Annotated in this window: 25 protein-coding genes, 2 tRNA genes and 1 pseudogene; 22 read left to right on the top strand and 6 right to left on the bottom strand. The window is 44.2% G+C overall.

Going from position 1 to position 24,981, the window contains the following annotated elements:
- Positions 1 to 57: 57 nt before the first annotated feature.
- From ODU55_RS00435 to ODU55_RS00415, 5 genes are all read left to right on the top strand, one after another.
- Entirely contained in the window at positions 58 to 924 is an 867-nt protein-coding gene (locus tag ODU55_RS00435) for a helix-turn-helix domain-containing protein (RefSeq protein ID WP_398581496.1), read from the top strand.
- A gap of 103 nt (positions 925 to 1,027) precedes the next feature.
- On the top strand, positions 1,028 to 2,605 hold the full coding sequence (locus ODU55_RS00430) for an ATP-binding cassette domain-containing protein (RefSeq protein WP_398581495.1): 1,578 nt from the start codon (positions 1,028 to 1,030) through the stop codon (positions 2,603 to 2,605).
- A gap of 33 nt (positions 2,606 to 2,638) precedes the next feature.
- The gene (locus ODU55_RS00425) at positions 2,639 to 4,222 is read left to right on the top strand and encodes an ATP-binding cassette domain-containing protein (RefSeq protein ID WP_398581494.1); all 1,584 of its coding nucleotides are present in this window, start codon (positions 2,639 to 2,641) and stop codon (positions 4,220 to 4,222) included.
- A 124-nt stretch (positions 4,223 to 4,346) separates the two neighbouring features.
- The gene (locus ODU55_RS00420) at positions 4,347 to 4,640 is read left to right on the top strand and encodes an antitoxin (RefSeq protein WP_024375775.1); all 294 of its coding nucleotides are present in this window, start codon (positions 4,347 to 4,349) and stop codon (positions 4,638 to 4,640) included.
- A complete protein-coding gene (locus ODU55_RS00415; protein ID WP_398581493.1) occupies positions 4,633 to 4,968 on the top strand; it encodes a type II toxin-antitoxin system RelE/ParE family toxin in 336 nt (111 codons plus the stop codon). The genes ODU55_RS00420 and ODU55_RS00415 overlap by 8 nt, the downstream gene beginning before the upstream one ends.
- A gap of 75 nt (positions 4,969 to 5,043) precedes the next feature.
- Here ODU55_RS00415 and ODU55_RS00410 read toward each other — a convergent pair.
- Positions 5,044 to 5,125 (bottom strand) — tRNA-Leu (locus ODU55_RS00410).
- Positions 5,126 to 5,552: 427 nt separating this feature from the next.
- On the opposite strand from ODU55_RS00410, the gene rsgA reads away from it, so the two are divergent.
- The 7 genes from rsgA (at position 5,553) to purR (ending at position 11,677) form a co-directional block, all read left to right on the top strand.
- Positions 5,553 to 6,428 carry a ribosome small subunit-dependent GTPase A gene (rsgA, locus tag ODU55_RS00405; RefSeq protein WP_398581492.1) on the top strand — a complete coding sequence of 292 codons (876 nt, stop codon included), beginning with the start codon at positions 5,553 to 5,555 and terminating at the stop codon, positions 6,426 to 6,428.
- A gap of 14 nt (positions 6,429 to 6,442) precedes the next feature.
- Complete coding sequence (gene rpe / locus ODU55_RS00400; RefSeq protein ID WP_398581491.1) at positions 6,443 to 7,102, top strand: ribulose-phosphate 3-epimerase; 660 nt, start codon at positions 6,443 to 6,445, stop codon at positions 7,100 to 7,102.
- Positions 7,095 to 7,727 carry a thiamine diphosphokinase gene (locus ODU55_RS00395; protein ID WP_398581490.1) on the top strand — a complete coding sequence of 211 codons (633 nt, stop codon included), beginning with the start codon at positions 7,095 to 7,097 and terminating at the stop codon, positions 7,725 to 7,727. Before rpe ends, ODU55_RS00395 begins: the two co-directional genes overlap by 8 nt.
- Positions 7,728 to 8,966 carry a DNA recombination protein RmuC gene (locus tag ODU55_RS00390; protein WP_398581489.1) on the top strand — a complete coding sequence of 413 codons (1,239 nt, stop codon included), beginning with the start codon at positions 7,728 to 7,730 and terminating at the stop codon, positions 8,964 to 8,966. It abuts the gene before it with no gap.
- On the top strand, positions 8,956 to 9,897 hold the full coding sequence (locus ODU55_RS00385) for a 3'-5' exoribonuclease YhaM family protein (RefSeq protein ID WP_172115013.1): 942 nt from the start codon (positions 8,956 to 8,958) through the stop codon (positions 9,895 to 9,897). Before ODU55_RS00390 ends, ODU55_RS00385 begins: the two co-directional genes overlap by 11 nt.
- Positions 9,897 to 10,763, top strand: coding sequence for an aminoglycoside phosphotransferase family protein (locus ODU55_RS00380; protein ID WP_398581488.1), 867 nt, complete (start codon positions 9,897 to 9,899; stop codon positions 10,761 to 10,763). Before ODU55_RS00385 ends, ODU55_RS00380 begins: the two co-directional genes overlap by 1 nt.
- A gap of 101 nt (positions 10,764 to 10,864) precedes the next feature.
- A complete protein-coding gene (gene purR / locus ODU55_RS00375) occupies positions 10,865 to 11,677 on the top strand; it encodes a pur operon repressor (protein ID WP_398581487.1) in 813 nt (270 codons plus the stop codon).
- Positions 11,678 to 11,703: 26 nt separating this feature from the next.
- On the opposite strand, the gene ODU55_RS00370 is transcribed toward purR, so the two are convergent.
- Together ODU55_RS00370 and ODU55_RS00365 are read right to left on the bottom strand one after the other, a co-directional pair.
- Positions 11,704 to 12,570, bottom strand: coding sequence for a pseudouridine synthase (locus ODU55_RS00370; RefSeq protein WP_398581486.1), 867 nt, complete (start codon positions 12,568 to 12,570; stop codon positions 11,704 to 11,706).
- Between the two features lies 1 nt (position 12,571).
- Positions 12,572 to 13,540, bottom strand: a complete 969-nt coding sequence (locus tag ODU55_RS00365) for an NAD(P)/FAD-dependent oxidoreductase (RefSeq protein WP_398581485.1) — start codon at positions 13,538 to 13,540, stop codon at positions 12,572 to 12,574.
- A gap of 216 nt (positions 13,541 to 13,756) precedes the next feature.
- On the opposite strand from ODU55_RS00365, the gene pbp2a reads away from it, so the two are divergent.
- The 4 genes from pbp2a to nusG all read left to right on the top strand — a co-directional run bounded on the left by pbp2a (position 13,757) and on the right by nusG (position 16,976).
- Complete coding sequence (gene pbp2a, locus ODU55_RS00360; RefSeq protein ID WP_398581632.1) at positions 13,757 to 15,955, top strand: penicillin-binding protein PBP2A; 2,199 nt, start codon at positions 13,757 to 13,759, stop codon at positions 15,953 to 15,955.
- Between the two features lie 33 nt (positions 15,956 to 15,988).
- Positions 15,989 to 16,141 carry a 50S ribosomal protein L33 gene (rpmG, locus tag ODU55_RS00355; RefSeq protein ID WP_002940258.1) on the top strand — a complete coding sequence of 51 codons (153 nt, stop codon included), beginning with the start codon at positions 15,989 to 15,991 and terminating at the stop codon, positions 16,139 to 16,141.
- A 9-nt stretch (positions 16,142 to 16,150) separates the two neighbouring features.
- Positions 16,151 to 16,327, top strand: a complete 177-nt coding sequence (gene secE / locus ODU55_RS00350) for a preprotein translocase subunit SecE (RefSeq protein ID WP_002940255.1) — start codon at positions 16,151 to 16,153, stop codon at positions 16,325 to 16,327.
- A gap of 109 nt (positions 16,328 to 16,436) precedes the next feature.
- Entirely contained in the window at positions 16,437 to 16,976 is a 540-nt protein-coding gene (nusG, locus tag ODU55_RS00345; protein ID WP_002940254.1) for a transcription termination/antitermination protein NusG, read from the top strand.
- A 171-nt stretch (positions 16,977 to 17,147) separates the two neighbouring features.
- Here the strand turns inward: nusG and ODU55_RS00340 are convergent.
- Positions 17,148 to 17,218 (bottom strand) — tRNA-Cys (locus ODU55_RS00340).
- Positions 17,219 to 17,519: 301 nt separating this feature from the next.
- On the opposite strand from ODU55_RS00340, the gene rpsB reads away from it, so the two are divergent.
- Both rpsB and tsf read left to right on the top strand, forming a co-directional pair.
- Entirely contained in the window at positions 17,520 to 18,296 is a 777-nt protein-coding gene (gene rpsB, locus ODU55_RS00335; RefSeq protein WP_012775356.1) for a 30S ribosomal protein S2, read from the top strand.
- Between the two features lie 297 nt (positions 18,297 to 18,593).
- Positions 18,594 to 19,634: a translation elongation factor Ts gene (tsf, locus tag ODU55_RS00330; protein ID WP_029186461.1), complete on the top strand. Its 1,041-nt coding sequence runs from the start codon at positions 18,594 to 18,596 to the stop codon at positions 19,632 to 19,634.
- A 375-nt stretch (positions 19,635 to 20,009) separates the two neighbouring features.
- Here tsf and ODU55_RS00325 read toward each other — a convergent pair whose 3' ends face one another.
- Entirely contained in the window at positions 20,010 to 20,711 is a 702-nt protein-coding gene (locus ODU55_RS00325; protein WP_398581484.1) for a GNAT family acetyltransferase, read from the bottom strand.
- Positions 20,711 to 21,049 carry a thioredoxin domain-containing protein gene (locus ODU55_RS00320; RefSeq protein WP_398581483.1) on the bottom strand — a complete coding sequence of 113 codons (339 nt, stop codon included), beginning with the start codon at positions 21,047 to 21,049 and terminating at the stop codon, positions 20,711 to 20,713. The genes ODU55_RS00325 and ODU55_RS00320 overlap by 1 nt, the downstream gene beginning before the upstream one ends.
- A 143-nt stretch (positions 21,050 to 21,192) precedes the next feature.
- On the opposite strand from ODU55_RS00320, the gene ODU55_RS00315 reads away from it, so the two are divergent.
- The 4 genes and pseudogenes from ODU55_RS00315 to ODU55_RS00300 all read left to right on the top strand — a co-directional run.
- Positions 21,193 to 21,651, top strand: coding sequence for a CtsR family transcriptional regulator (locus ODU55_RS00315; RefSeq protein WP_105108258.1), 459 nt, complete (start codon positions 21,193 to 21,195; stop codon positions 21,649 to 21,651).
- 3 nt (positions 21,652 to 21,654) lie between these two features.
- Positions 21,655 to 24,105: an ATP-dependent Clp protease ATP-binding subunit gene (locus tag ODU55_RS00310; protein ID WP_398581482.1), complete on the top strand. Its 2,451-nt coding sequence runs from the start codon at positions 21,655 to 21,657 to the stop codon at positions 24,103 to 24,105.
- A gap of 8 nt (positions 24,106 to 24,113) precedes the next feature.
- Complete coding sequence (locus tag ODU55_RS00305; protein ID WP_398581481.1) at positions 24,114 to 24,359, top strand: hypothetical protein; 246 nt, start codon at positions 24,114 to 24,116, stop codon at positions 24,357 to 24,359.
- A pseudogene (locus tag ODU55_RS00300) lies at positions 24,355 to 24,813 on the top strand (DNA mismatch repair protein MutT); the annotation flags it as partial. The gene ODU55_RS00305 and the pseudogene ODU55_RS00300, both read left to right, overlap by 5 nt.
- Positions 24,814 to 24,981: the final 168 nt, after the last annotated feature.

Raw genomic sequence — 24,981 nt, 5'->3', positions numbered from 1 at the left:
TGGTATAATAATTATGTTTTTAAATACTTTTTCAATCGTGAATGTAGAGGTAAAGATATGAATCGTTTTGGACAAACATTTAAATTGATACGAGAGGGAAAAGGGCGGAGTCTGGCGGAGGTCGCCAAGGGACATATTTCGACTTCACAACTTTCTCGGTTTGAAAATGGGGAATCCGACATCACTGTCAGTAAATTATTTGGTGTGCTGGCGGAAATGAATGTGGATGTGGACGAGTTTGTGTATGCTAGTCAGGATTTCAAAAAAGATGAGCTGACTAGAATTTTGGAACAAATCAAAGAATCACTATATATTGGAAATGTAGCGAAATTAAAACAACTGTTGTCAGAACAAATGAGAAAATCTCAGGGGGGAGAACGGGAGGAGTTTCATCGGTTGAATGCTATTTTAATCGCTTATAAACTGAGAAACTTAGATAAGACAGTAGTTGTATCGAAAGAAGATACAGCCTTTTTAACGGATTACTTATTTCGAGTTGAGAATTGGAGCTACTATGAAATCTTACTATTTGCGAATACGATTGACAAATTGGGTCATCAAACAATGATGCTTTTTTGTAGAGAGTTACTTCATCGTACACAGTTTTACCGTGAAATGAAACAACATCGATTGGTAGTTTCTCAAGTTCTCCTTAGTGCTTATCTCGTCAGCGTTCAACATAAGGAACTTTCCGATGCAATCTTTCTTGAAAAGACCATCAAAAGTCTGTTTTTCGATGAAACGGAAATTTTTGAACGGATCTTGTTTAAATTTGGTAGGGCTTTTTATGATTATCGAAAGACAGGAAGTGCCAATGCTATCTTGGAGATGAGAAAGTGTATCGAACTTTTACGAGCTGTTGATAGTCAAAATATAGCAGATTGGTATGAAAGGATACTTGAAAAAATAGTGAATGAGAAATAGTTGCATATAGGGGACGTATGGATTCAATTACAATTCGTATTCTATAATGTAGATGAAAGTGATTAAATGTTTACTTAGAAATCTATCCAACGGTGGAGGGGAAATGAAAAAGAGGAATTTTTGGCTAACCTTATCTTGTATTTTTGCAGTAGCCCTGCTCAATGTTGGCTTTCTGTACCAATATCGCTATATTATTGATGCTATTGCGGCTGGAGATAGGCAGGCTTTTGTGTCTTATTTTGTGCTGATGGGGCTAACTGTCCTTATCATGCTGGTCTTTGAATACATCCGTCAAATTGCCAATGTCAGCTATCTTAATCAAGTAGGTTTCCAATTGCAGGCGACCTTTATTGGGAAAATTTTTGATTTACCTTTTAGGCAGTTCGTTGAGCAGGGGGCAGGGGCCTATATTTCCCAGCTCAATAATGATTTGGAGACGGTGAAAGAAGATTATTACGATGCTTTCTTTACGATTTTTCAAGGTGCTTGTACCTTTGGCATTGCCAGTCTAGCCCTTCTTAGTTTGGATGGTCTGACCGCTATTTTCTTGATTCTGATTTCATTCTTGCCAGTTGTGATTCCTTATCTGTTTAAAAAACGGAGAAGGCTCAATCAGGAGGCGATTTCGGACAGTCAGCAGGTCTATAATACAAGGGTTTCAGATGTCTTTCTGAGTTATTTGCAAGTGAAAAATAGCCGCCAAAGACAGCAGGTTTTAGATGGACTGAACGATCGCTATCAAGCAGTCAATGACAAGGTCAATCAGGCCAATCGAACGACAGTAACCATGCGGCTCTTAGTCGGTTTCGTCTTTTATCTGACCACTCTTTCGATTATCTTTATCGGTGGTTTTCAGGTCTTTTCTGGCGCCTTGACCATCGGTGGCTTAACAGCTATTCTGACCATTTCAGAGCAGTTGGTGGATCCCATTAATAGCATTGCAGCAGCTTTTTTGGATAGGCATGCCGTTAAGGAATTGAAGCAAGAGTTTGAGCTACCTACTTTGGGGCAAGAAACGAAGGGACAGGAACTAGCTTCAGCTTTCCAGAGCATGCAACTGGTCAAGGCTAGTTATGCCATCGGTGAGAAGCAGGTCTTTGAAGACCTGACCGTAACGTTTGAACGTGGCAAGAAGTATTTAATTCTTGGGGAAAGTGGTTCTGGCAAATCTTCCTTGGCTCTTATTTTGACCAAGAATAGCCAATTGCAAGCAGGGGATATTTACGTTGATAAAACCTCTCTTTCAGACTTGTCCCACCAAGCCATTCAAGACAAGATTGCCTATCTGCCACAAGAGGGAGCTCTTTTCCATGATACGGTTCTCTACAACTTGACCATGGGACAGGTTGTTTCAGAAGATAGGCTGATGTCCCTCATTAAAACCATGAATCTTGACAGTCGTTTTCCAAGTTATGCTTCTTTGAGCGAGGAAATCAGTGATGATAGTGGACTGTCTGGAGGACAAAAGCAACGCCTGCTCTTGATTCGTGCCTTGCTACAAGATAAGGACATCTTGTTGCTGGATGAAAGTCTGTCTGCCTTGGATCAGGAAACCTATGCAGTAATTGAAGCCTACCTTACCTCACTAGCTGATAAGACGCTCATTCATATTTCCCACCGTGTGTCCGATGATGTCCTTTATCGTTATGATGGGGTGGTACGGATTGGGGAGAGCAATTAATTCTTGTCAGATTGTTCCTATCTAGGAGGAGTTATGAAAAAAATCATCTATCAATTGCGGTTTGTTATTGCCATTCAGTTGATTTTCCATATCTTATATAGTTTGACCAATGTCGTTTTGCCCGAGTTAAATAAGTATCTTTTTGACCATATTTTTCAGATGGGGTGGTCAGGGCTTGTCTGGCTCTTGTTGGCCTATGCTTTGACCATTATTGCTAATTCAGTCTTTCAGTACATTTCCCAGGTTTATGAGTGGAAGGTGTCTCAGGGTTTCTATGTCACGGCTAAAAAAGGCCTGGCAAATCGCTTGTTATCACAGCCTTTATCCAAATTCTCAGAGAAGAATGTCTCTGCCTATCTGTCCATTTTTGACAACGATTTGGAAACCATTGAAGAGAGTTATCTGAGTCCTCTTATGGATATTATCCGCTCTAGTTTGAGCATGCTCATCTATGCAGTTTCCCTCTTTCTCTTTGTTCATCCCCTGGTTGCGGTGGGCATTATTCTGTCTTCTGCTCTGGCAGTCTTCATTCCCAAGTGGATTTCTGGTCCTCTTTCTCAGCGGCAGCGAGCATTTTTACAGAGTTTGGAAAGTTATTTTCAGGTGGTGACAGACCTATTTTCTGCTAAGAACCGCGTTAATACTGAAACCTTCGGCTCCATCAGCCGTGTCCACCATCAGTCGGTAGAAGAAAGTGAACAAGCTCGTTTTCGCTTTGGGCAATTCAAGACCCTGGCTAATGTTGTCAATGGATTTTCCATGTTTTTGGTGCAATTAACAGCTTTTGGCTTGGTCGGCTACCTCTTGCTACAAAAAGAGCTGACCATCGGTGCTGCCATTGCAACCTTCAGCTATGTTGAAAATTTCATCTATCCTATGAAATACATCCTCTTGGATGTCAATTATATCCATTCGACCAAGGAAACGGTCGCCAACCTAGAAGACTATCTTGCTGGTCAGGTCTTGTCTGAGCAAGTGCCAAGCTATCCCAATGTGACAGCCTTGGAAGTGAAAGATGTAGCTTATCGTGTGGGAGAATTAGCGGTAGCCGATGTTTCCTATCGGTTTGACAAGGGGAAAAAGTATGCCATCATTGGTCCGTCAGCCAGCGGAAAATCGACTTTTCTACGAGCTTTGGCAGGAGAACTGGCTCTGGACAAGGGAAGTGTTTCCTATCTGGAACATGATGTTTCACATGAAATGGAAGCAGCTACCGCCTTCTATCTCAGCCAGTTTGAGCATCTTTACCATACCGATTTTGAAAGCAATGTGTCTGTTTTCGGAACCTATGAGAAGGGAAGAGATGTCATGCTTGGCTTGTTGAAGAGCATGCCAGAGAGTTTGCAGGACACCTTGTGTACAACAACAGACCCCAGTCTCTTGAGTGGTGGTGAGAAAAATATCCTGTGTCTGCTCCGTGCCCTGATGAGTGGCAAGGACATCTTGCTCTTGGATGAACCGACCGCCCATTTAGATCCTGCCCTGACCAAGCAGGTTTTGACCAACCTCTTGCAGCTGGAGGACAAACTCATCATTACCATCTTGCATGAATCAGACCCAGCCATCCTAGACATGTTTGATGTGGTTTTGGAAATGCGGGATGGGAAATTGAGCTAGAAAATATAAAAATTACCCCAAGCCATCAACTTTGACTTGGGGGTATTTAGCGAATATCTTGACCAACTTCTGAAAAAGGGGTAAACTGTATGTACAAAATGTCTATACAAAGGAGTTGAGAATAATGGGAGCAACACAACAGGTAAATTTTAGGGCAGATTCATTTTATTATCAGCAGACAAAGGAGCTATTAGCAGGAGAAAGCATGACAGTTTCAGATGTGCTGAATGCGACCTTGAGAAAAATTGCGACAGGTACTATTGATGCCCAAGAATTTGTTACAAAAGACGATAGGGAGGATAGCAACAAGATTGCTTTTGAAGAGTTAAAGAAAGAAATCTTGTTAGGGCATCAGGATATTCTAGCAGGTAAGACAAGTTCTCTCGTGGCTGTCAGAAAGGAATTTGGTCTTGACTGATAAGAAAAAATATGAGCTTGTTATTTCTGATAGAGCCAAACAGGATTTGCAGGATATCTATGATTACATTCTGATCAATTTTTACAGCCAACAAGCAGCGGATAGCAAAATTGATTTGATATTGACGGCTTTAGAAGTGTCAGAGCTATTCCCTGAAGTCTGTCCCTTGGTATCTAGCAGAGGATTTGGCAACCTCACTGCCGATGGAAAGTCCTACCGTTATATGCCGATAGAACATTACCTTGTTTTTTATTTCATAGAGGGCTATCAGGTTTTTGTAGCCCGTATCTTGCATTCAAAGCAAAACTGGATAACATTACTTAAATGATTTGAAGCCAAATAATTAGCACAAAGTATCACCCCAAGCCAATAATTCTGACTTGGGGTTATCCTTTATAAATAATGCGGAGGAAGGGATTTGAACCCTCACACCCGATGGGCACATGCGCCTGAAGCATGCGTGTCTGCCGTTCCACCACCTCCGCTTGCTTTTTATTATACTATTTTTCAATTGAAATGACTAGAGTAAAGTGTAAAATCTCAGAGTCTGGGTAAAAGACCAACCCACTTCATAAGGCTAGTGTCAACATCTCAGCGCAGTGGTTGATTGTTGGAGGTTGGAGATAAGATGTGCAAAGCAAATCTCAGCAGTTCGTGTTTTACACTCCAAATCTAACCATTACGACTGTTGCGAACAAAGTTCGCCTTATCTCCAACCTCAAACTGTCTCCCAGACAGTTTGAGCTGTGCGGGGGTGGGACTGAAACAGTCTGGGAATAGACTGTTTCAGCTCAACAACTTGAAACGTGAAATGGGTGACGCGCTCTTTTATTAAGGTTCGAGTTCTTTCCTGCTCCCTTTTTCCTAGGAAATTTGGTATAATAGGAACAAGTACACACAAAGGAGTCTTCATTGCAAGGAAGAATTATCAAGGCCTTGGCTGGTTTTTACTATGTCGAGGCGAATGGACAGATTTATCAAACCAGAGCCAGAGGAAATTTTCGTAAGAAAGGCCAAACGCCCTACGTGGGTGATTTTGTGGACTTTTCTGCGGTGGAAAATTCAGAAGGCTACATTTTAAAGATTCATGAGCGAAAAAATAGCTTGGTTCGACCTCCTATCGTTAATATTGATCAGGCGGTGGTTATCATGTCGGCTAAGGAACCTGATTTTAATGCCAATCTACTAGACCGTTTCCTAGTGCTTTTGGAACAGAAGGACATGGATCCTATTATTTATATCTCTAAGATGGACTTGGTAGAAGATCGGACGGAAATGGATGCCTTCAAGGCTATCTATGAGAAAATTGGCTATCCTTTTGTCTATAGTTTGGAGGAATTGACGCCATTATTGCAGGATAAGGTGACGGTCTTTATGGGGCAGACAGGGGTTGGTAAGTCGACTCTTCTCAATCGCATTGCGCCAGAATTAGCCTTGGAAACAGGGGCTATTTCAGATAGTCTGGGGCGTGGTCGCCATACCACTCGTGCGGTCAGCTTCTACAATGTCTTCGGTGGGAAAATTGCGGATACGCCAGGTTTTTCATCCCTAGACTATGAAGTCAAGGAGGCTGAGGCTCTGACAGATTGTTTCCCAGAGATTGCGGAAAGCAGCCAGGACTGCAAATTTAGGACCTGTACCCACACCCATGAGCCGGATTGTGCGGTCAAGGAAGCTGTTGCCAGCTCTGCCATTTCCCAAAGTCGCTTTGACAATTATCTCCAATTCCTCAGCGAAATCCAAAATCAGCGTGAAACCTACACCAAGGTAAGTAAGAAATTCAAATAGAAAGTTGGTTCTGTATGTCACATTATAAGATTGCACCGTCTATTTTGGCGGCAGATTATGCAAATTTTGAAAAAGAGCTCAAGCGTATTGAGCAGACAGGTGTGGAATACGTCCATATTGACATCATGGACGGTCATTTCGTGCCGAATATCAGTTTTGGGGCGGATGTGGTTGCGGCTATGCGTCCTCATAGCAAGCTGGTTTTTGATTGCCATCTCATGGTGTCCAATCCTGAAAATCATATTGAGACCTTTGCACGTGCGGGTGCAGATATTTTAACCATTCATGCAGAAGCAACGGTTCACCTGCATGGGACCTTGCAGAAAATCCGTGCTGCTGGTATGAAGGTGGGTGTGGTCATCAATCCAGGCACACCCCTTGTGACCATTGAGCCTGTGCTCAATTTGGTGGACCAGGTGCTTCTCATGACGGTCAACCCAGGTTTTGGTGGACAAGCCTACATTCCAGAAGTAGCTGAGAAGATTGAGGGCTTGGTCAAACTCCGTGAAGCCAAGGGCTTGAACTTTGATATCGAAGTGGATGGCGGAATTGACGACAAGACCATTCATTCAGCCAAAAACGCGGGTGCCAATGTCTTTGTGGCTGGTTCCTATCTCTTCAAAGGAGACTTGGATGCCAACGTTGCCAAACTGAGAGCTGCCCTCAATGATTAAGATTGCTGTCATTGCAGGCGGTTCCTTTGACTGCCTTCCTGAGCCTGCCGACCTCTATGTGGGGGTAGATGCAGGCTCTCTTCGTCTTCTGGACCATTCCCTGCCTCTTGACTGGGCCATCGGTGATTTTGACTCGGTGACACCTGAAGAGTTGGGGCGGATAAAGGATCAAGCAGAGCGTTTTTTGCAAGCTCCTGCTGAAAAAGATGATACAGATTTGGAGCTGGCTTTAAAGGAAATCTTCAAGGCCTATCCGCAGGCCCAGGTTCGCATATACGGAGCCTTGGGTGGCCGCATGGACCACATGATGGCCAATCTCTTTCTGGCTGCAGAGCCGGACTTGGTTGCCTTTATGGAGCAGATTGAGCTGGTGGATAGTCAAAACGTCATTCGCTTTCGGCCTGCGGGGCGGCACCTCTTGCCAGCGGTGGAGGGGATGAAGTACATCTCCTTTATGCCGTCGGACCAAAGCCGTCTGACCATTCGTCATGCCAAGTACCCGTTGGATGCCAGTAATTATTTTTTCAAAAAATGCTATTCCTCTAACGAATTTATAGATAGAGACATAGACATTCAACTGGATAAGGGCTACGTGGTCCTTATCTACAGTAAGGACAAGGATTAGATGGATATTGTATTACTTATTTTGCTGATACTGGTCTTGCTTGCCTTGGTTTATCTTTATGGAAAATGGCAGAGCTTGGCCCTGCTTTTGCAAGATCAGGCAGAAGACACAGCAGACAACTTGTCTGATCAGCTCAGCTATCAACTAGAAAATGCAACTCTCAAACAGCAGCAAGCCATTCATCAGGAAGTAGAAAGACTCCGCACGGAGCTTTACCAACAGCTAACCGACATCCGTCAAGAGCTGAATAAGAGCCACTTGGAAACGCGAGATGCCACCGACCGCCGTTTGCAGGCCATTCAGGAGTCCAATGAAAAACGTCTGGAAGAAATGCGGCAGACGGTTGAGGAAAAGCTGGAGAAAACCCTGCAAACCCGCCTACAAGCCTCCTTTGAAACGGTGTCTAAGCAGTTGGAATCGGTCAATCGTGGTTTGGGCGAAATGCAGACGGTGGCGCGTGATGTGGGCAGTCTTAACAAGGTGCTGTCTGGCACCAAAACCCGTGGCATCATGGGTGAATTGCAGCTGGGACAGATTATCGAGGATATTTTGACACCTAGCCAATATGAGCGAGAGTTTGCCACGGTTTCAGGCTCTAGTGAGCGCGTGGAGTATGCGGTCAAGCTACCAGGACGGACGGAGGGCGACTATATCTACTTGCCAATCGATTCCAAGTTTCCGCTGGCGGATTACTACCGCTTGGAAGATGCTTACGAAAGTGGGGACAAGGACCAGATAGACCTCCATCGCAAAAATCTCTTGGCTGCTATCAAACGTTTTGCCAAGGATATTCAGAGCAAGTACCTCAATCCGCCTGAAACGACTAATTTTGGAGTATTGTTCTTGCCAACCGAGGGACTTTATTCAGAAGTGGTCCGCAATCCCATTTTCTTTGATGACTTACGTCGTCAGGAAAATATCGTGGTAGCAGGACCGACTACCCTTTCTGCCCTGCTCAATTCCCTCTCTGTCGGCTTTAAAACCCTCAACATTCAACGGTCGGCCGATGATATTTCCAAGGTCTTGGGCAATGTCAAGCTGGAATTTGGCAAGTTTTCTGACCTCTTGCTGAAGGCTCAGAAACAACTTAATCAGGCTAGCAGCAATATTGACAAACTCCTAACCACTCGCACCAACGCTATCGAGCGTAGTCTTCGTACCATTGACCTGTACGAAGATGATCAAACCAAGGGACTGCTTGGCCTGTCCCCATTAGATGAGGAAGACAATGAAAATTAACCAAATGAAAAAAGATGAATTCTTCGAAGGATTCTATCTCATCAAGACCGCAGAAGTCCGTCAAACACGGGCTGGCAAAGACTACCTAGCTCTGACCTTCCAGGATGATACTGGTGAGATTGAAGGCAAGGTCTGGGACGCCCAACCAGGGAAAATCAAGGATTTTACTGCTGGAACTGTAGTTCATATGCAGGGACGCCGTGAAGTCTATAACAACACCCCGCAAGTCAATCAGTTGGTCCTCCGTTTACCAAAGGCTGGCGAACCTAATGACCCTGCTGATTTCAAGGAAAAGCCACCGGTGGATGTCAAGGACACCAAGGACTATCTGAACCAGATGATTTTCCGCATCGAAAATGCCACTTGGCAGAGGATTGTCCGTGCTCTTTACAGCAAGTACGACAAGGAATTTTATTCCTATCCAGCGGCCAAGACCAATCACCATGCCTTCTATTCAGGTTTGTCCTTCCATACGGCGACCATGGTCCGCTTGGCTGATAAAATTGGAGACATCTATCCCCAGCTCAACAAGAGCCTGCTTTTTGCAGGGATTATGCTCCACGACCTAGCCAAGGTGATTGAACTGACAGGTCCTGATAACACAGGCTACACTGTCCGTGGCAATTTGATTGGACACATTTCCCTAATTGATGAAGAGATTACCAAGGTCTTGGTGGAATTGGGCATCGACGATAGCAAGGAAGAAGTGACTGTTCTGCGCCATGTTATCCTCAGCCACCACGGCCTCTTGGAATATGGTAGCCCAGTCCGTCCGCAGATTATGGAGGCGGAAATCCTCCACATGATTGACAACATTGATGCGGAAATGATGATGATGCTATCGGCCTTGGACAAGGTCGGCCCAGGTGAGATGACCAACCGCATCTTTGCCATGGACAACCGTGCCTTCTATAAGCCCAATATCGACTAATGGTAGTTAAGATTTTATCTCGACAGCCCCTCACCAAAGGCTGGTCCACGGACCGAAAGTACAAGGTCCAGCTAGAAGATGGTCGCTTTGGTCTGTTGAGAATAGCAGAGCGACCAGCCTATGAGGCTAAGCGATTAGAGTTTCAGTTAGTTGAAAACCTGTTTGGTCTAGGTTTGCCTGTGGCGGAGCCACTAAATTTTTGGGCGGATGACTTGTCCGTTTACACCCTTTATGAATGGGTGGAAGGTCAGGATATGAATGAAGTGGCTTCTAGCCTGTCTGATTCTGTCTTGTATGATTTGGGCTGTCAGTCAGGGCAGTTTTTGCGAACCTTGCATGCCCTACCGATTGACCAAAGTCAACGGGACTGGAACAGTTTTTATCAGGCTAAGATTGACAGTAAAATCAAGGCCTACCAAGCAACTAGTCATTCCTATCCAAATGGTCAAGCTATGATAGACTTTGTCCAGGCCAATCGTCACTTGCTTGAAGGGAGACAGATTGCCTACCATCATGGAGATTTTCATACAGGGAATTTTCTACTGGGAAGAGATGGAAAACTAAAAATCTTAGACTTTGATCGCTACGACATAGGAGACCCCTGGGAAGAATTCAACCGTTTGATTTTCACGGCAGATTTGTCTCCAGCCTTTGCGCGCGGTCAGGTAGATGCCTATTTTGACGGTGCTATTCCAGAGGAATTTTGGAGACTTTTAGCTCTATACTTAACAGTAAACAGTTTAGGCGCTCTTTCTTGGGCAGAACAAGTAGATTCCGAACAAATTTCATTGATGAAGTTGCAAGCGCAGAAGATTTCTGAATGGTATGAATATTTTAATCATCATCTTCCAAAGTGGTATATGTAAGCGATAAACAAAATACGAAAAAGACGGACTTTTTGAAATAAAAAAGTTCGCTTTTTGCGTTGATTGTGCTATAATAGGAAAAAGCCCAAAAGGAGAACGATATGAAATTAAGAAGAAGTGAGCGTATGGTTGTCATTTCCAATTACCTCATCAACCACCCTTATGAATTAACTAGTTTGAATACCTTTGCGGAAAAGTATGAATCTGCCAAGTCATCTATCTCAGAGGATATTGCCATCATTAAAAAGGCTTTTGAGGAGAGCTCTATCGGACAGATTGAAACCATTACTGGAGCTAGTGGAGGAGTTGTTTTCACTCCATCCATCTCTAAGGCAGAGTCTGTTGAAATAGCACAAGCCCTTCGTGACCAAATGGCTGAAAGCAACCGTATCTTGCCAGGTGGATATATCTACTCGTCTGATTTGTTATCTACCCCACATATCTTGAAAAATGTTGGTCGCATTATTGCCAATGCCTTCAAAGAAGAAAAAATCGATGCGGTCATGACGGTTGCGACTAAGGGGGTTCCTTTGGCCAATGCCGTTGCCAATGTTTTGAATGTACCATTTGTTATCGTTCGTCGCGACCTCAAGATCACAGAAGGGTCAACCGTTTCTGTCAACTATGTTTCTGGATCTAGCGACCGTATTGAAAAGATGTTCCTGTCTAAGCGCAGTTTGAAGGCGGGAAGCCGTGTCTTAATCGTCGATGACTTCTTGAAAAATGGTGGCACCATCAATGGTATGATTAGCCTGCTCTCCGAGTTTGATTCAACATTGGTAGGCGTTGCTGTCTTTGCAGAAAACCAAAAAGGTGACCGCAATGTGGCTAACTACAAGTCTTTGCTTGCTGTGACAGACATCAATGTCAAGGAAAATCGCGTGGATGTTGAGTTGGGGAATATTTTTGAATAACATAGATACAGAAAAGAGCTGGTTTTTCAGCTCTTTTTTACTATTCTATCAAAGCTCTCCGACCGTGCTTCTACGCTGATTTTTTCAAGGGTCAGAGGGTGCGTTAAGCTGAGTTTTTGGGCGTGGAGCATGAGGCGGGGGGCAGCGATTCGACTGTAGAGTGGGTCACCAATCAGAGCATGGCCATGATGAGCCAAATGCACCCGAATCTGATGGGTCCGACCTGTTTGGAGACGACAGGAAACTAGACTATTTTTGTCAAGGGTCTTCAAGAGGCGGATTTGGGTCAGAGCTGCTTGTCCCTTGCGGTTGTCGACCACCCGCTTTCTGCGGTCGTGTCGGTCCCGTCCGATTTTATCAGTGATAGTCCAATCTGCCTTTCTTAGCTGCCCTTGGCAGAGGGCCAGGTAGTCACGGTAGATGACCTTGTCCTCCAAAAGCCGATTGAGAATGGGCAGGATAAAGGGATTTTTGGCAAAGAGAATGGCTCCGCTGGTTTCCATATCGAGCCTGTGGACCACATAGCAGGTCTGGTCCACATAGGCAGACACATGGTTGAGCAGGGCAATCTCAGTCGGTTCATTGCCGTGGGTTTTCATGCCCTCAGGCTTGTTGACGATAATCAAATGCTCATCTTGATAGAGTTCCTCCACCAAGTCCGCCTGTCCCAGAGGGATATTTTTTTCAGGATAGTCTTCCTGGTCAAAGGTCAATTCCAGCAGGTCACCTGCAGAAATCGGGCTCTGCCAGTTTATCAGTTGGCCGTTGACACGGACATGCTTCTTGGTACGGAGGAAGTGGCGGATTTTTCTGGGAATGAGAAAATAATCTTCCAAGACTTCCTTGACAGTCAGTTGTGGAAAGGCTTGGGGAATGCGAATATTAATTTTCATCTTATAGGCTGGTTGAGTGCTTGGGTTGCACTTTTTCATTTGGATTGAGGTAGTTCATGGCATTGTTGACTGCGGTTGGGGCTTCGCCTAGTCCAGTCGCAATCAGGTCAACCTTGCCTTCGTAGAAGCAACAGTCACCGATAGCATAGATACCAGGGACAGAGGTTTCTTGCTTGCTGTTGACGACGATGCGGTGGCGATTGAGTTCCAATCCCCATTCTTTCAGCGTACCGACAGATGATTTGAAGCCGTAGTTGACAAAGAGGTGGTCGAAAGCCAGGTCAAGCTTGTCCTCGCTCTTAACCTTGTCAAAATGAATGCTAGAAGCTCTGCCATTTTCCCCAGAAAGCCCTTTAGGGACAAAAGGTGTGTGAATGCTGACGCTGGACTGCTTGAGCTCTTCCACGCTGTGCTCGAGGGCTCGGAAGTTGTCACGACGGTGGACAATCTGAGTGGTCTTGGCGATTTTTTCAAAGGCCAGGGACCAGTCGACTGCGGAGTCACCGCCACCCAAGACGACGATGTCCTGGTCGGCATACTGCTGGATATTGGATACGTGGTAGTGGACGTTGTCAAAGCTGTCAGCACCGTCAATCTCCAGTGGACGAGGCTTGAAGGCCCCGCCACCCATAGCGATAATCAGGGTCTTAGTTTGGTGGCTACCTTTATTAGTCGTCAGGGAAATGACCTCTCCTGGTTCAATAGCAGTCAGGGTTTCATTGAGGCAGATGGTGGTGTCAAATGGAGCCAGCTGGGCGAGGAGGTTGTCGGTCAACTCCTGTCCTGTCAGGCTTGGAAAGGCGGGAATGTCTAAAATAGCCTTCTCAGGATAGAGAATGGCAGGTTGGCCACCCAGTTGGGGCAGGGAGTCAATGATTTTGACCTTGGCTTGACGGAGGTGGGCGTAGAAGGCGGCGAATAAACCGACTGGTCCGCCACCGATGATGGTAATGTCATATACTTGTGTCATGGGAATCCTCTTCTTTGTTCAGAATGACCCTATTTTATCATATTTTCGAGAAAATTTCTCTCCTCTCTCAGCTGTCACAAGTGTCAAGAGGGGCTTTTTCTTAAGGAAATGTGCAAAATGTAGTATAATGGAAAAAATTCAAACAGAAAGGAAGAGATGATGGACCAAGATTTACAAGAAACCATCCAGATAAAGGGATTAGATGAAAAAGAAACAATGGATAGACCAGACCAGTCTGGACAAGACAGTCTAGGACAAGAGGGACCTTCCCGTCGCAGTCGACGAGGGAGTGGTAAGTCGTTAGATAAGCCGAAGAAAAAATCCCGCATTCCGGAACCCGTCCGCAAATTTTGGCGTCGTTACCAGTTGACTAAGATTTTGATGATTTTGGTCGGGCTTATGGTGCTGACAGTTGGTGGCTACCTCTTCTTCCTAGCGAAAACAGCTAATGTTGGTGATTTGCAGGAGGCCTTGAAGGCTACAACCATTATCTATGATAAGGACGGGGCGGAAGCTGGGACATTGTCTGGTCAGAAGGGGACCTATGTAGAGCTGGATGCTGTCTCTGATAATTTAGAGAATGCCGTTATCGCTACAGAAGATCGGAGCTTCTACAAAAATTCAGGCATTAATTACCAGCGTACAATTTTGGCTGCCTTGACGTTAGGTCGGTCTGGAGGTGGTTCAACTATTACCCAGCAATTGGCAAAAAATGCCTTTCTAACTCAGGATCAGACCATCAGTCGAAAGGCTCGAGAATTCTTTTTGGCCCTTGAAATCAATAAAAAGTACAGTAAGCAAGAAATTTTGACCATGTATCTCAACAATGCCTACTTTGGAAACGGGGTCTGGGGAGTGGAAGATGCAAGCCAAAAATACTTCGGTATTCCAGCCAGTGATCTTACTCTTGAGCAAGCGGCCGTCATAGCAGGGATGCTCAAGGGACCTGAGATTTATAATCCTTATTATTCTCTAGAAAATGCAGTTAATCGTCGGGATACAGTCCTGCAAAATATGGTCAATGCTGGTTATATTGATCAGGCGACTGCAGATGCAGGTTTCCAAGTAGACCTAGCCAGTCAGCTTTCAGATACCTATACAGGGAAACAAAGCAATTATTCCTATCCATCCTATTTTGATGCTGTGATTGCTGAGGCGATTGAGCGATACGGACTGAAAGAATCAGACGTTATTAATAACGGCTATAGGATTTACACAGAGATGGATCAAAATTCTCAAGCCAGCATGCAGGTGATTTTTAATGATGAGACTATGTTCCCGACATCAAGTTTTGATGGTACCCATGCTCAGGCTGCCAGCGTAGCTCTTGATCCTACGACTGGTGGAGTTCGCGCCTTGGTTGGTCGAGTTAACAGTTCAGAGGATGCAGTCTTTCGGACCTTCAACTTTGCGACACAAGCCAAGCGCAGTCCTGGTTCAACAATCAAGCCTCTTGTTGCCTATGCTCCAGCAGTAGCGGCGGGCTGGTCGATTGATATGGCTCTGGATAACCATACAGAAACCTACGGCGATTACACCTTGCATAACTATGATTATTCGACTTCTGATACCATTCCAATGTATCAAGCTTTGGCTCTCTCTTACAATTTACCAGTAGCCTATATAGTGAACACCTTGGGGATTGACAAAGCCTTCGAGTATGGACAAAAGTTTGGGCTTGATATGGAAAATGTTGAGAAAGTTTTGGGTGTGTCAATTGGTTCTGGAGTGGAGACTAATCCTCTGCAAATGGCCCAGGCCTACGCTACTTTTGCGAATAAGGGGGTGATGAAGGATGCCCACCTCATCACTCGTATTGAAACGGCTAGTGGAAAGGTTTTAGTAGAGCATCGAGAAACAAGTAGCAAGGTGATTGACCGTTCTGTCGCAGATAAGATGACAGCAATGATGCTTGGAACCTATACCAATGGTACGGGAGTGACAGCAGATGCGGCCAATTATTATATTGCCGGGAAAACAGGAACAACTGAAACGAGTTTTGATGTCAATCTTGTCAATGATCAGTGGCATATTGCCTACACACCTGATTTGGTCATCAGTCAGTGGGTTGGTTTTGAGCAGACAGATGAAAATCATTATATAGATAGCAGTAGCTACTGGATGGCTCCATCGGTCTTCCAGACTGTAGCCAATTCAATCTTGCCATATACTGCAGGAACTCAGTTCGAAGTAGAAAATGCCTATGCACAAAATGGTATTGTAGAAGTAGCTCCAGATGAAGCTGCGCAAACTGAATCAAGCCTTGGTCAAGAGCAGGTACAAGAAATTTCAGATCAGGCGAAAAACTTGATTGAGCAAACCAAACAAAATCTAATCGATGCCCAGTTACCAGAGCGAGCAAAGACCTTGTGGGATAATATCACGTCTTGGTTTGGGGAGTTGTCAAATCCGTAGAAACGTGATAGAATGATATAGATGGAGGGCTATATGGCACTAAAAAAAGCAAGCCTAGCCTGTACTGTTTGCGGTTCTCGAAACTATTCGATTAGTCTTTCGAGCAATCCCAAGCCAACACGGTTAGAAGTAAATAAATTTTGTAAACACTGTGGACAATACACTGTTCACAAGGAAACCAGATAGGAGTCGCGCATGAAATTTATCAAAGACATTATCCGCATTTTAAAAGATACGTCTTGGCCAACTCGTAAGCAGAGCTGGACGGATTTCGTGTCTGTAGTGGAATATACTGCCTTTTTCGTAGCAGTGGTTTACCTCTTTGACTTGATTTTGTCACGAGGAATCATGAGTTTGATCAATCTTTTCTAGAAAATACTTGCCATTTGTAAAATGGAAGTGATATAATAAGGAAAAGCGAAAGCCTTCGGGCTTTTTTTAGCGTCTAAAAATTCCGTGTTTCCAAAGAAAGGAAGTAACAATGTACGATAGTTTTGATAAAGGCTGGTTTGTTTTACAGACCTACTCAGGATATGAAAATAAAGTGAAGGAAAACTTGCTCCAACGTGCCCACACTTATAACATGTTGGAAAACATCCTCCGTGTAGAAATTCCAACTCAGACTGTTCAGGTTGAAAAGAACGGTGAGGTCAAGGAAGTAGAAGAAAACCGTTTCCCTGGTTATGTTTTGGTTGAAATGGTTATGACCGATGAAGCTTGGTTTGTGGTTCGTAACACGCCAAACGTTACAGGTTTCGTGGGTTCACACGGTAACCGTTCAAAACCAACTCCACTTTTGGAAGAAGAAATCCGTCAAATCTTGGTGTCTATGGGACAAACCGTTCAAGAATTTGATATTGATGTCAAAGTTGGCGATACTGTTCGTATCATCGACGGTGCCTTCACAGACTACACAGGAAAAATCACAGAAATTGATAACAACAAGGTCAAAATGGTTATCTCTATGTTTGGTAATGATACCATTGCAGAGGTTAACTTGAGCCAGATTGCTGAGTTGTAAATCTACTCTACTCCCCCTAGGTAATAGCCTTTGGGGAGTTTTTTGATGGTTTGAAAAGATTTTGCCCACCAACTTTACCAGATTTAACTGAATTTAACCAGACGGAAAATCAAAAAAGCCCGATTTTACGGGCTTTGTGTTCGGTTAATTCCTGTTAAATCAGGTACTAAAAGGCGGTAGACGGATTTGAACCGACGATCAAGCTTTTGCAGAGCCGTGCCTTACCACTTGGCTATACCGCCATAACAAAGAATATTGTACCTTAAATAGTGAATTTGGTCAAGTGGAAATTTTTGTATCAGTCTAATTTCCAGTTTTGGGGTTAGGCTAGAACTTACTTTGAGAATTTAGCGCAGATTTTTGGTGGTAGATTTTCATGAATTTCTCTGCTAATTTACTTGAAAATAGTCAGGTATTCTGATATACTAATAGAGTTGCTGTGCAACAAATACTCATCTCGGACCAATTGTGGTCTTGTTGCCGAAAGGTTGGGCTGCAAGTCGAAGTTCGGGAGAGGAGAAAAAACAAAAAGGAGAAATACTCATGGCAGTAATTTCAATGAAACAACTTCTTGAGGCTGGTGTACACTTCGGTCACCAAACTCGTCGCTGGAATCCTAAGATGGCTAAATACATCTTCACAGAGCGTAACGGTATCCACGTTATCGACTTGCAACAAACTGTAAAATTGGCTGACCAAGCTTACGAATTTATCCGTGACGCTGCAGCAAACGACGCAGTTATCTTGTTCGTAGGTACTAAAAAACAAGCTGCTGAAGCTGTTAAAGACGAAGCTATCCGCGCTGGTCAATACTTCATCAACCACCGTTGGTTGGGTGGAACTCTTACAAACTGGGGTACAATCCAAAAACGTATCGCTCGTTTGAAAGAAATCAACCGCATGGAAGAAGATGGAACTTTCGAAGTGCTTCCTAAGAAAGAAGTAGCATTGTTGAACAAACAACGTGCACGTCTTGAAAAATTCTTGGGCGGTATCGCTGACATGCCACGCATTCCAGACGTAATGTTCGTCGTTGACCCACACAAAGAGCAAATCGCTGTTAAAGAAGCTAAAAAATTGGGAATCCCAGTTGTAGCGATGGTTGACACAAACACAGATCCAGATGATATCGATGTTATCATCCCAGCTAACGATGACGCTATCCGCGCTGTTAAATTGATCACAGCTAAAATGGCTGACGCTATCATCGAAGGTAACCAAGGTGAAGACAGCGTAGCCGCAGTTGAAGCTGAATTGGCAGCTGAGCCAGCATCTACAGAATCAATCGAAGAATTGGTTGAAGTTGTAGAAGGAAAATAAGTAACGAAGGCGTTTAGAAATCTGTATGAGTTTTACAGTCCAGTGGACTGTAAAAGTTTGAGCCTAAAAACTCAAAAGCGAAAATAGGAAACTGACGCAGTATGCTTGCATACAAGGAAGTTTATCTTTTTCACTAAGATTTTAGCCTGACTACAATTAAATAAGTAACGAAGGCGATTTAAAATCTATAGGATTTTAGCTCGTGTACAATTTCAAACATCAAAAAAAACAATCCTAGAGGGGCAGGGCTGAGCCCGCTCCCTCTATTTTTATAAAAAACAAACAAGGAGAATAGACATGGCAGAAATTACAGCAGCTCTCGTTAAAGAATTGCGTGAAAAATCAGGTGCTGGCGTTATGGACGCGAAAAAAGCATTGGTTGAAGTAGAAGGCGATATCGAAAAAGCGATCGAATTGCTTCGCGAAAAAGGTATGGCTAAGGCAGCTAAGAAAGCTGACCGTGTAGCAGCTGAAGGTTTGACAGGTGTTTACGTTGATGGTAACGTAGCAGCAGTTGTTGAAGTTAACGCTGAAACAGACTTCGTTGCGAAAAATGCTCAATTCGTTGAATTGGTAAACACTACTGCTAAAGTAATTGCAGAAGGTAAACCAGCTGACAACGAAGCAGCTCTTAAATTGGTTATGCCTTCAGGTGAAACGCTTGAAGAAGCATACGTAAACGCAACTGCAACAATCGGTGAGAAAATCTCATTCCGTCGCTTTGCTTTGGTTGAAAAAACAGATGCTCAAGCATTTGGTGCATACCAACACAACGGCGGCCGTATCGGTGTTATCTCAGTTATCGACGGTGGAGATGAGACTCTTGCAAAACAAATCTCAATGCACATCGCTGCGATGAAACCAACTGTTCTTTCTTACACTGAATTGGATGAGCAATTCGTTAAAGATGAGTTGGCACAAATCAACCACAAAATCGAACAAGACAACGAAAGCCGTGCAATGGTTGACAAACCAGCATTGCCATTGTTGAAGTACGGTTCAAAAGCTCAATTGACTGACGAAGTGATTGCAGCAGCTGAAGAAGCTATCAAGGCTGAATTGGCAGCAGAAGGCAAACCAGAAAAAATCTGGGACAAAATCATCCCAGGTAAAATGGACCGCTTCATGCTTGACAATACTCAAGTTGACCAAGCTTACACACTTCTTGCACAAGTTTACATCATGGACGACAGCAAAACAGTTGAAGCTTACTTGAACTCAGTGAACGCTTCAGTTGTAGAATTTGCTCGTTTCGAAGTAGGTGAAGGTATCGAGAAAGCTTCAAACGACTTCGAAGCAGAAGTTGCAGCTACGATGGCAGCAGCTCTTGGTAAATAATTGGTAGTCTTCATTTTATCTTTTATTACTTCGACGAGCGAGGAAACGTTGTTTCCATATTTCCAACTTCAAATACTCCACTGGAGTATTTGAACTCGCCTTGCCGTACTTCAGTACAGCCTACGGCTCTTTTGAGGCGAACTTGGTTCGCACTATTTCCAGCCTTCAAAGGTTCCCCAAACCTTTGAAGCGAGTACTAAAAGCAAACTGAAAGACTGCTCGACAATTCAAGAACTTCCGAAAGGAGGTTCTTTTTTTGATAAATCGGTCTTAGGGCTGATGCCTGAGTAGGTCGAGTGAGTTATACTATACTCAATCCTAAATATTTTTCATAATCTCCTTAAAAAGCACCGGCCTTGTGGTCGGTGCTTTTTGTTAGATTTCTAAAATATAAGTATCCCAGCTAGGTTTGTGTGGTTGTCGGAATTGGTCAGCCAAGCGCATGGCGATAGGATCACAGTCATCAGCCTCAAAGCTAATTTGCTCATATTGTTCAAATAGGGAGCCAATAACTGCTTGGATGAAGGAATCAAAGCTTTGTACATCTTTTCCGCATACGTAGGCAATTTCATTGTTTTCTACGAAGGCCCAGTTTTCTGAGTCTGTATAAACTAGTTCAGGTAAATCCTTTTCGAATTCTTCTTGACTGGCAGTCCAAGGGTTGATGTCTTGATGAACTGTCTGATAGTGGTCAAAGAATCGCTGGCTAGCTCTTTGGTAGAGTGCGGTACCTTTGCGGACTATGTTTAGGTTGGTAGTGCCTGTTTGACTGAGATAGTCTTGTTTGGTCACTTCGAACTCATAACATTTCCGCTTGCAGACAAATCCAGCTGCGGTGAGGAAATGGATTTTTTCCTGCTCTGCAGAGGAGAGCATAACCTGAAGAGGCTTTTTGCCCAAGGAAGTCTGTAGGGACTGGAAGAGCTGCTCTGCTATGGTACAATCGAAATCAACTAAATCCAGTCGCAGATAGGTATTGGTCTGGTGGTAGGGATTTTGGTAGCTGTGAATCTTGCCTACTGGTCTTCCGTGATGAGAGATGTGGAAGGTGTTGGCTTGGTAGGAAATGTCTAGCATTAGTCCTCAATAAAAGCCGCAATTTCTTCTTCCGTCATGCTGGAATTGCAGCGGACTTGGACGCCAGTCGATTTAGCGACTAAAAGACCAGGGACTGTAGGCACTTGGTAGTGGTCGCGAAGTGCTTGAAGTTGAGGACTGACTTGGCTGGAGTCGAGGAAGTGGACGGTCACTTGCTTGTCTTGGGCGACCTTATGGAGTTTTGGTGCAAAGCGGTTGCAGTAAGGGCAGGTTGCTCGTCCGATGAAGAGAACGTCGCCCTCTTGAGCAGTTAGGAGGCCCTGTGCCTGCTCCACGGTTACGCTAGTAAAATCTTGGATGTAGTCTTGGAAGTTCATAATGTTCTCCTTTTTTTCTTTTATTATAGGATAAAGCAGAGCAGATTTCAAAATTCTGCTACGGAAGGGACTGGGCTTTTGCTTTCAAAATTCTTCATTTTAGGGTATAATGGTCAAAGATAGTCAAAGAAAGAGGCGATACTATGGCGATGAAGAATACATCAGATTATATCGAAGAACATATCAAAGCCATCTTGGACCAGGTCAATGTGGCAGAGTTGCGTCGGAGTGAATTGGCCAGTCGGTTTGAAGTGGTGCCAAGTCAGATTAACTACGTGATAAAAACCCGTTTTACAGCCAGTCGAGGCTACATAGTGGAAAGCAAGCGTGGTGGCGGTGGCTACATTCGTATTGGTCGGATTACCTTTTCGGACAAGCACGAATTGGTTCATGATTTATTGAACAATATGGGCGAGCAACTATCTGCTACGGTATATGCGGATATTTTACAACTCCTTTTTGATGAAGGTTTGATGACAGAACGAGAAGGCAATCTCTTTTTGTCCACAGGCTCTGATGAAATATTAGGAAAAGATGCAAGTGTCATTCGCGCTCGCATGATGCGTCAAGTCTTACGACGCTTAGATAGGAAAGAGGATTGATTCATGAAAATTTCAACTGGTTTACAAAGGGTATTTGAAGATGCCCAGTTGGTCGCCCAACGTTATGCCTGTGATTACTTGGAAACCTGGCATGTTCTCTTATCATTTGTCATCAACCATGATACCGTTGCGGGAGCTGTCTTGGCAGAATATCCTGTTTCGATTTCTGACTATGAACATGCGACTTTTGTTGTGACGGATAAGGTTTATCGGGAAGAGTTGGATAGTTTCCGTATCTTGCCTTCTTCAAAACGTTTGGATGAAACGGCTAGTTTGGCCAAGAAAATTGCTGGAGTTGTCAAGGCCAAGGAGTTAGGTACAGAACATTTGTTCATGGCTATGCTCTTGGATAAACGTTCAACAGCTAGTCAGATTTTGGACAAGGTTGGTTTTCATTTTGAAGACTCAGATGATAAGATCCGTTTCTTGGATTTGCGTAAAAATTTGGAAGCCCGTGCAGGATTTACTAAGGAAGACTTAAAAGCAATCCGTAGTGTGATGAAGGGTGGAAAATCCAAGGCTGCGAATATGGGGCAGATGATGGGCATGCCTCCAGCTCCACAGACTGGTGGATTAGAGGACTATACTCGTGATTTGACCGCTTTGGCCCGTGAAGGCAAGATGGAGCCAGTTATCGGTCGCGATGCAGAAATCTCGCGGATGATCCAAATTCTATCACGTAAAACCAAGAACAACCCAGTTCTAGTTGGTGATGCTGGTGTCGGAAAAACTGCACTTGCTTTGGGTCTTGCTCAACGTGTTGCTGCAGGTGATGTCCCTGTCAGCTTGGCTAAGATGCGGGTTTTGGAACTTGACTTAATGAACGTTATCGCTGGAACTCGTTTCCGTGGTGATTTCGAAGAGCGGATGAATAATATCATCAACGACATCGAGGAAGATGGTCAGGTCATCCTCTTCATCGATGAGTTGCATACCATTATGGGTTCAGGGTCAGGGATTGATTCGACCTTGGATGCAGCCAATATCCTCAAACCAGCTCTTGCTCGTGGCACTCTCCGTACGGTCGGAGCGACGACTCAAGATGAGTACCAAAAACATATTGAGAAGGACGCAGCCTTGGTACGCCGTTTTGCCAAAGTAACCATTGAAGAGCCGACGGTGGAAGATAGCATTGCGATTTTAACAGGTTTAAAAGGAACGTTTGAGAAATACCATAGGGTCCGTATTGGAGATACTGCTGTTGAGACTGCCGTGACCTACGCTAAGCGGTATTTGACCAGCAAAAACCTGCCAGATTCTGCCATTGACTTGCTAGATGAAGCCAGTGCAACGGTACAAAATCGAGTGAAAGGGCAGACTGAGGAAACAGGTCTGACCAGCATAGACAAGGCCTTGATGGCTAGAAAGTACAAGACCGTCAGCAAGCTCTTACTTGAAGCGAAAGAAACAACAAAAGCTAATCAAAACTATGACTTAGAAGTGACGGAAGAAGATATTTTAGAAACACTTAGCCGCTTGTCAGGTATTCCTGTAGCCAAGCTCAGTCAGTCAGATACCAAGAAATATCTGAATTTGGAAGCAGAACTGCATAAACGTGTCATCGGTCAAGAAGAAGCTATTTCTGCAGTTAGCAGAGCTATTCGCCGCAATCAGTCGGGGATTCGTACAGGTCGCAGACCGATTGGTTCCTTTATGTTCTTAGGACCAACTGGTGTTGGTAAAACAGAGCTTGCCAAGGCCTTGGCAGAAGTCCTCTTTGATGATGAATCTGCTCTTATCCGTTTTGATATGTCTGAATACATGGAGAAATTCGCAGCCAGCCGTTTAAACGGTGCACCTCCGGGCTACGTGGGCTATGAAGAAGGTGGCGAATTGACAGAAAAAGTTCGTAATAAACCTTATTCTGTTCTTCTTTTTGACGAGGTTGAAAAGGCTCATCCAGATATTTTCAATGTTCTCTTGCAGGTCTTAGATGATGGTGTTCTGACGGACAGTAAGGGACGTAAGGTTGATTTCTCAAATACCATTATCATCATGACGTCAAACCTGGGAGCAACAGCCCTTCGTGATGATAAGACAGTTGGTTTTGGTGCCCTTGATTTATCTAAGGACCACAAGGAAGTGGAGAGACGCATTTTTGAGGAATTGAAAAAGGCCTATCGTCCAGAATTTATCAACCGTATTGACGAGAAAGTTGTCTTCCATAGCCTAACGGAAACTCATATGCAGGATGTTGTCAAGGTCATGATTAAACCTTTGTTGGCTGTAACAGCTGAGAAAGGAATTACCCTTAAACTGCAACCGTCCGCCCTCAAATTATTGGCTAAACAAGGTTATGACCCAGAAATGGGAGCTCGTCCGCTACGTAGGCTCTTACAAACCAAATTGGAAGATCCGTTGGCAGAAATGTTACTCCGTGGTGACTTGACTACTAGTTCGACCTTGAAGGTTGGGGTCAAGGGCGAAGAACTCAAATTTGATGTGGTCAAATAGGAGGAAAAATGGTAGAACTAAGACCGCTTCTGGAAGAAGAGCGTGAAGAATTTATCCGCCGCAATCAAGCTGCGTTTTTAGAAGCCTTGGCAGAGGAAATGCCAGAGGGGGAAGAGGTGATTAGCCGTGAGGAGATTTTGGAAAGCCTGCTTGCCCCTAAGGCTCAAGCCTTTCAGGTCTACTGGGAGAATGACTTGGTAGGCGGTGTCGTTGTGCAGATTGATTCAGCAACCAAGCGCAACTCCTTGGATTGAGCAATTGTTGACGTTTTCCAATCCTGAGCGGGATCCACGTGGCAGGATAATGACGCTTGCTCACTTGGTCTACTTGCCCAGTCAGGCCTTGGACTTAGTCAAGCCAGGTCCAGATGGACGGGAGCCTATTATTATTGATGTGGATTTTAAAGCATCGCAGTGCTCCTATGAAGGTCGAGCCTTGACGGCAGAGGATTTTGCCTTTGACCATTACGAGATTGTCACGGCCTCCATTCAACGGATCCAGGGACGGATGAAGTGGAATCCTACTTTTCTAAATTTATTGTGTCAACCATTTAATATCTATACTGCAACGGAGTTGGTGAACGTCATTTCACCAGACAAAAAGATTGTCTACAATAATTTTTTGTCCAAATATGGAGAATTTGTTGAGGAAGTTGGGGAAGAGCGGTGGTCCAAACGCAAACCGCGAAGGTCTTACCCTAGTTTGTGAAATGAAAAAAGTCAACTCCTGATGGAATTGACACAAAGTTATCATACAGAATAGAACGGTTGTTACAAACTTAGGATGGTTTGAGGGAGTCTGGTAAAAACTTGATGACCTGAAACAGCTCCTGAGTTTTTCGTTTTCAAGCAATGTTTTGGAACTTTCATTTGGAAC

The organism is Streptococcus sp. 2022WUSS037 (assembly GCF_044427225.1).
Classification (GTDB): domain Bacteria; phylum Bacillota; class Bacilli; order Lactobacillales; family Streptococcaceae; genus Streptococcus.
Note: the sequence above shows the minus strand (reverse complement) of the source record. Positions and strands in the feature narration are given on the sequence as shown.

Excerpts from the sequence above, each read along its gene's own strand:
- ODU55_RS00385 (WP_172115013.1), top strand. The coding sequence starts at position 8,956 with ATGAAAATTAACCAAATGAAAAAAGATGAATTCTTCGAAGGATTCTAT.
- ODU55_RS00315 (WP_105108258.1), top strand. The coding sequence starts at position 21,193 with ATGGCGATGAAGAATACATCAGATTATATCGAAGAACATATCAAAGCC.
- ODU55_RS00320 (WP_398581483.1), bottom strand. The coding sequence starts at position 21,049 with ATGAACTTCCAAGACTACATCCAAGATTTTACTAGCGTAACCGTGGAG.
- nusG (WP_002940254.1), top strand. The coding sequence starts at position 16,437 with ATGTACGATAGTTTTGATAAAGGCTGGTTTGTTTTACAGACCTACTCA.
- purR (WP_398581487.1), top strand. The coding sequence starts at position 10,865 with ATGAAATTAAGAAGAAGTGAGCGTATGGTTGTCATTTCCAATTACCTC.
- pbp2a (WP_398581632.1), top strand. The coding sequence starts at position 13,757 with ATGGATAGACCAGACCAGTCTGGACAAGACAGTCTAGGACAAGAGGGA.
- ODU55_RS00395 (WP_398581490.1), top strand. The coding sequence starts at position 7,095 with ATGATTAAGATTGCTGTCATTGCAGGCGGTTCCTTTGACTGCCTTCCT.
- ODU55_RS00310 (WP_398581482.1), top strand. The coding sequence starts at position 21,655 with ATGAAAATTTCAACTGGTTTACAAAGGGTATTTGAAGATGCCCAGTTG.
- tsf (WP_029186461.1), top strand. The coding sequence starts at position 18,594 with ATGGCAGAAATTACAGCAGCTCTCGTTAAAGAATTGCGTGAAAAATCA.
- ODU55_RS00365 (WP_398581485.1), bottom strand. The coding sequence starts at position 13,540 with ATGACACAAGTATATGACATTACCATCATCGGTGGCGGACCAGTCGGT.
- rpmG (WP_002940258.1), top strand. The coding sequence starts at position 15,989 with ATGGCACTAAAAAAAGCAAGCCTAGCCTGTACTGTTTGCGGTTCTCGA.
- ODU55_RS00390 (WP_398581489.1), top strand. The coding sequence starts at position 7,728 with ATGGATATTGTATTACTTATTTTGCTGATACTGGTCTTGCTTGCCTTG.
- secE (WP_002940255.1), top strand. The coding sequence starts at position 16,151 with ATGAAATTTATCAAAGACATTATCCGCATTTTAAAAGATACGTCTTGG.
- ODU55_RS00325 (WP_398581484.1), bottom strand. The coding sequence starts at position 20,711 with ATGCTAGACATTTCCTACCAAGCCAACACCTTCCACATCTCTCATCAC.
- rpe (WP_398581491.1), top strand. The coding sequence starts at position 6,443 with ATGTCACATTATAAGATTGCACCGTCTATTTTGGCGGCAGATTATGCA.
- rpsB (WP_012775356.1), top strand. The coding sequence starts at position 17,520 with ATGGCAGTAATTTCAATGAAACAACTTCTTGAGGCTGGTGTACACTTC.
- ODU55_RS00420 (WP_024375775.1), top strand. The coding sequence starts at position 4,347 with ATGGGAGCAACACAACAGGTAAATTTTAGGGCAGATTCATTTTATTAT.
- ODU55_RS00370 (WP_398581486.1), bottom strand. The coding sequence starts at position 12,570 with ATGAAAATTAATATTCGCATTCCCCAAGCCTTTCCACAACTGACTGTC.
- ODU55_RS00380 (WP_398581488.1), top strand. The coding sequence starts at position 9,897 with ATGGTAGTTAAGATTTTATCTCGACAGCCCCTCACCAAAGGCTGGTCC.
- ODU55_RS00435 (WP_398581496.1), top strand. The coding sequence starts at position 58 with ATGAATCGTTTTGGACAAACATTTAAATTGATACGAGAGGGAAAAGGG.
- ODU55_RS00305 (WP_398581481.1), top strand. The coding sequence starts at position 24,114 with ATGGTAGAACTAAGACCGCTTCTGGAAGAAGAGCGTGAAGAATTTATC.
- ODU55_RS00430 (WP_398581495.1), top strand. The coding sequence starts at position 1,028 with ATGAAAAAGAGGAATTTTTGGCTAACCTTATCTTGTATTTTTGCAGTA.
- ODU55_RS00425 (WP_398581494.1), top strand. The coding sequence starts at position 2,639 with ATGAAAAAAATCATCTATCAATTGCGGTTTGTTATTGCCATTCAGTTG.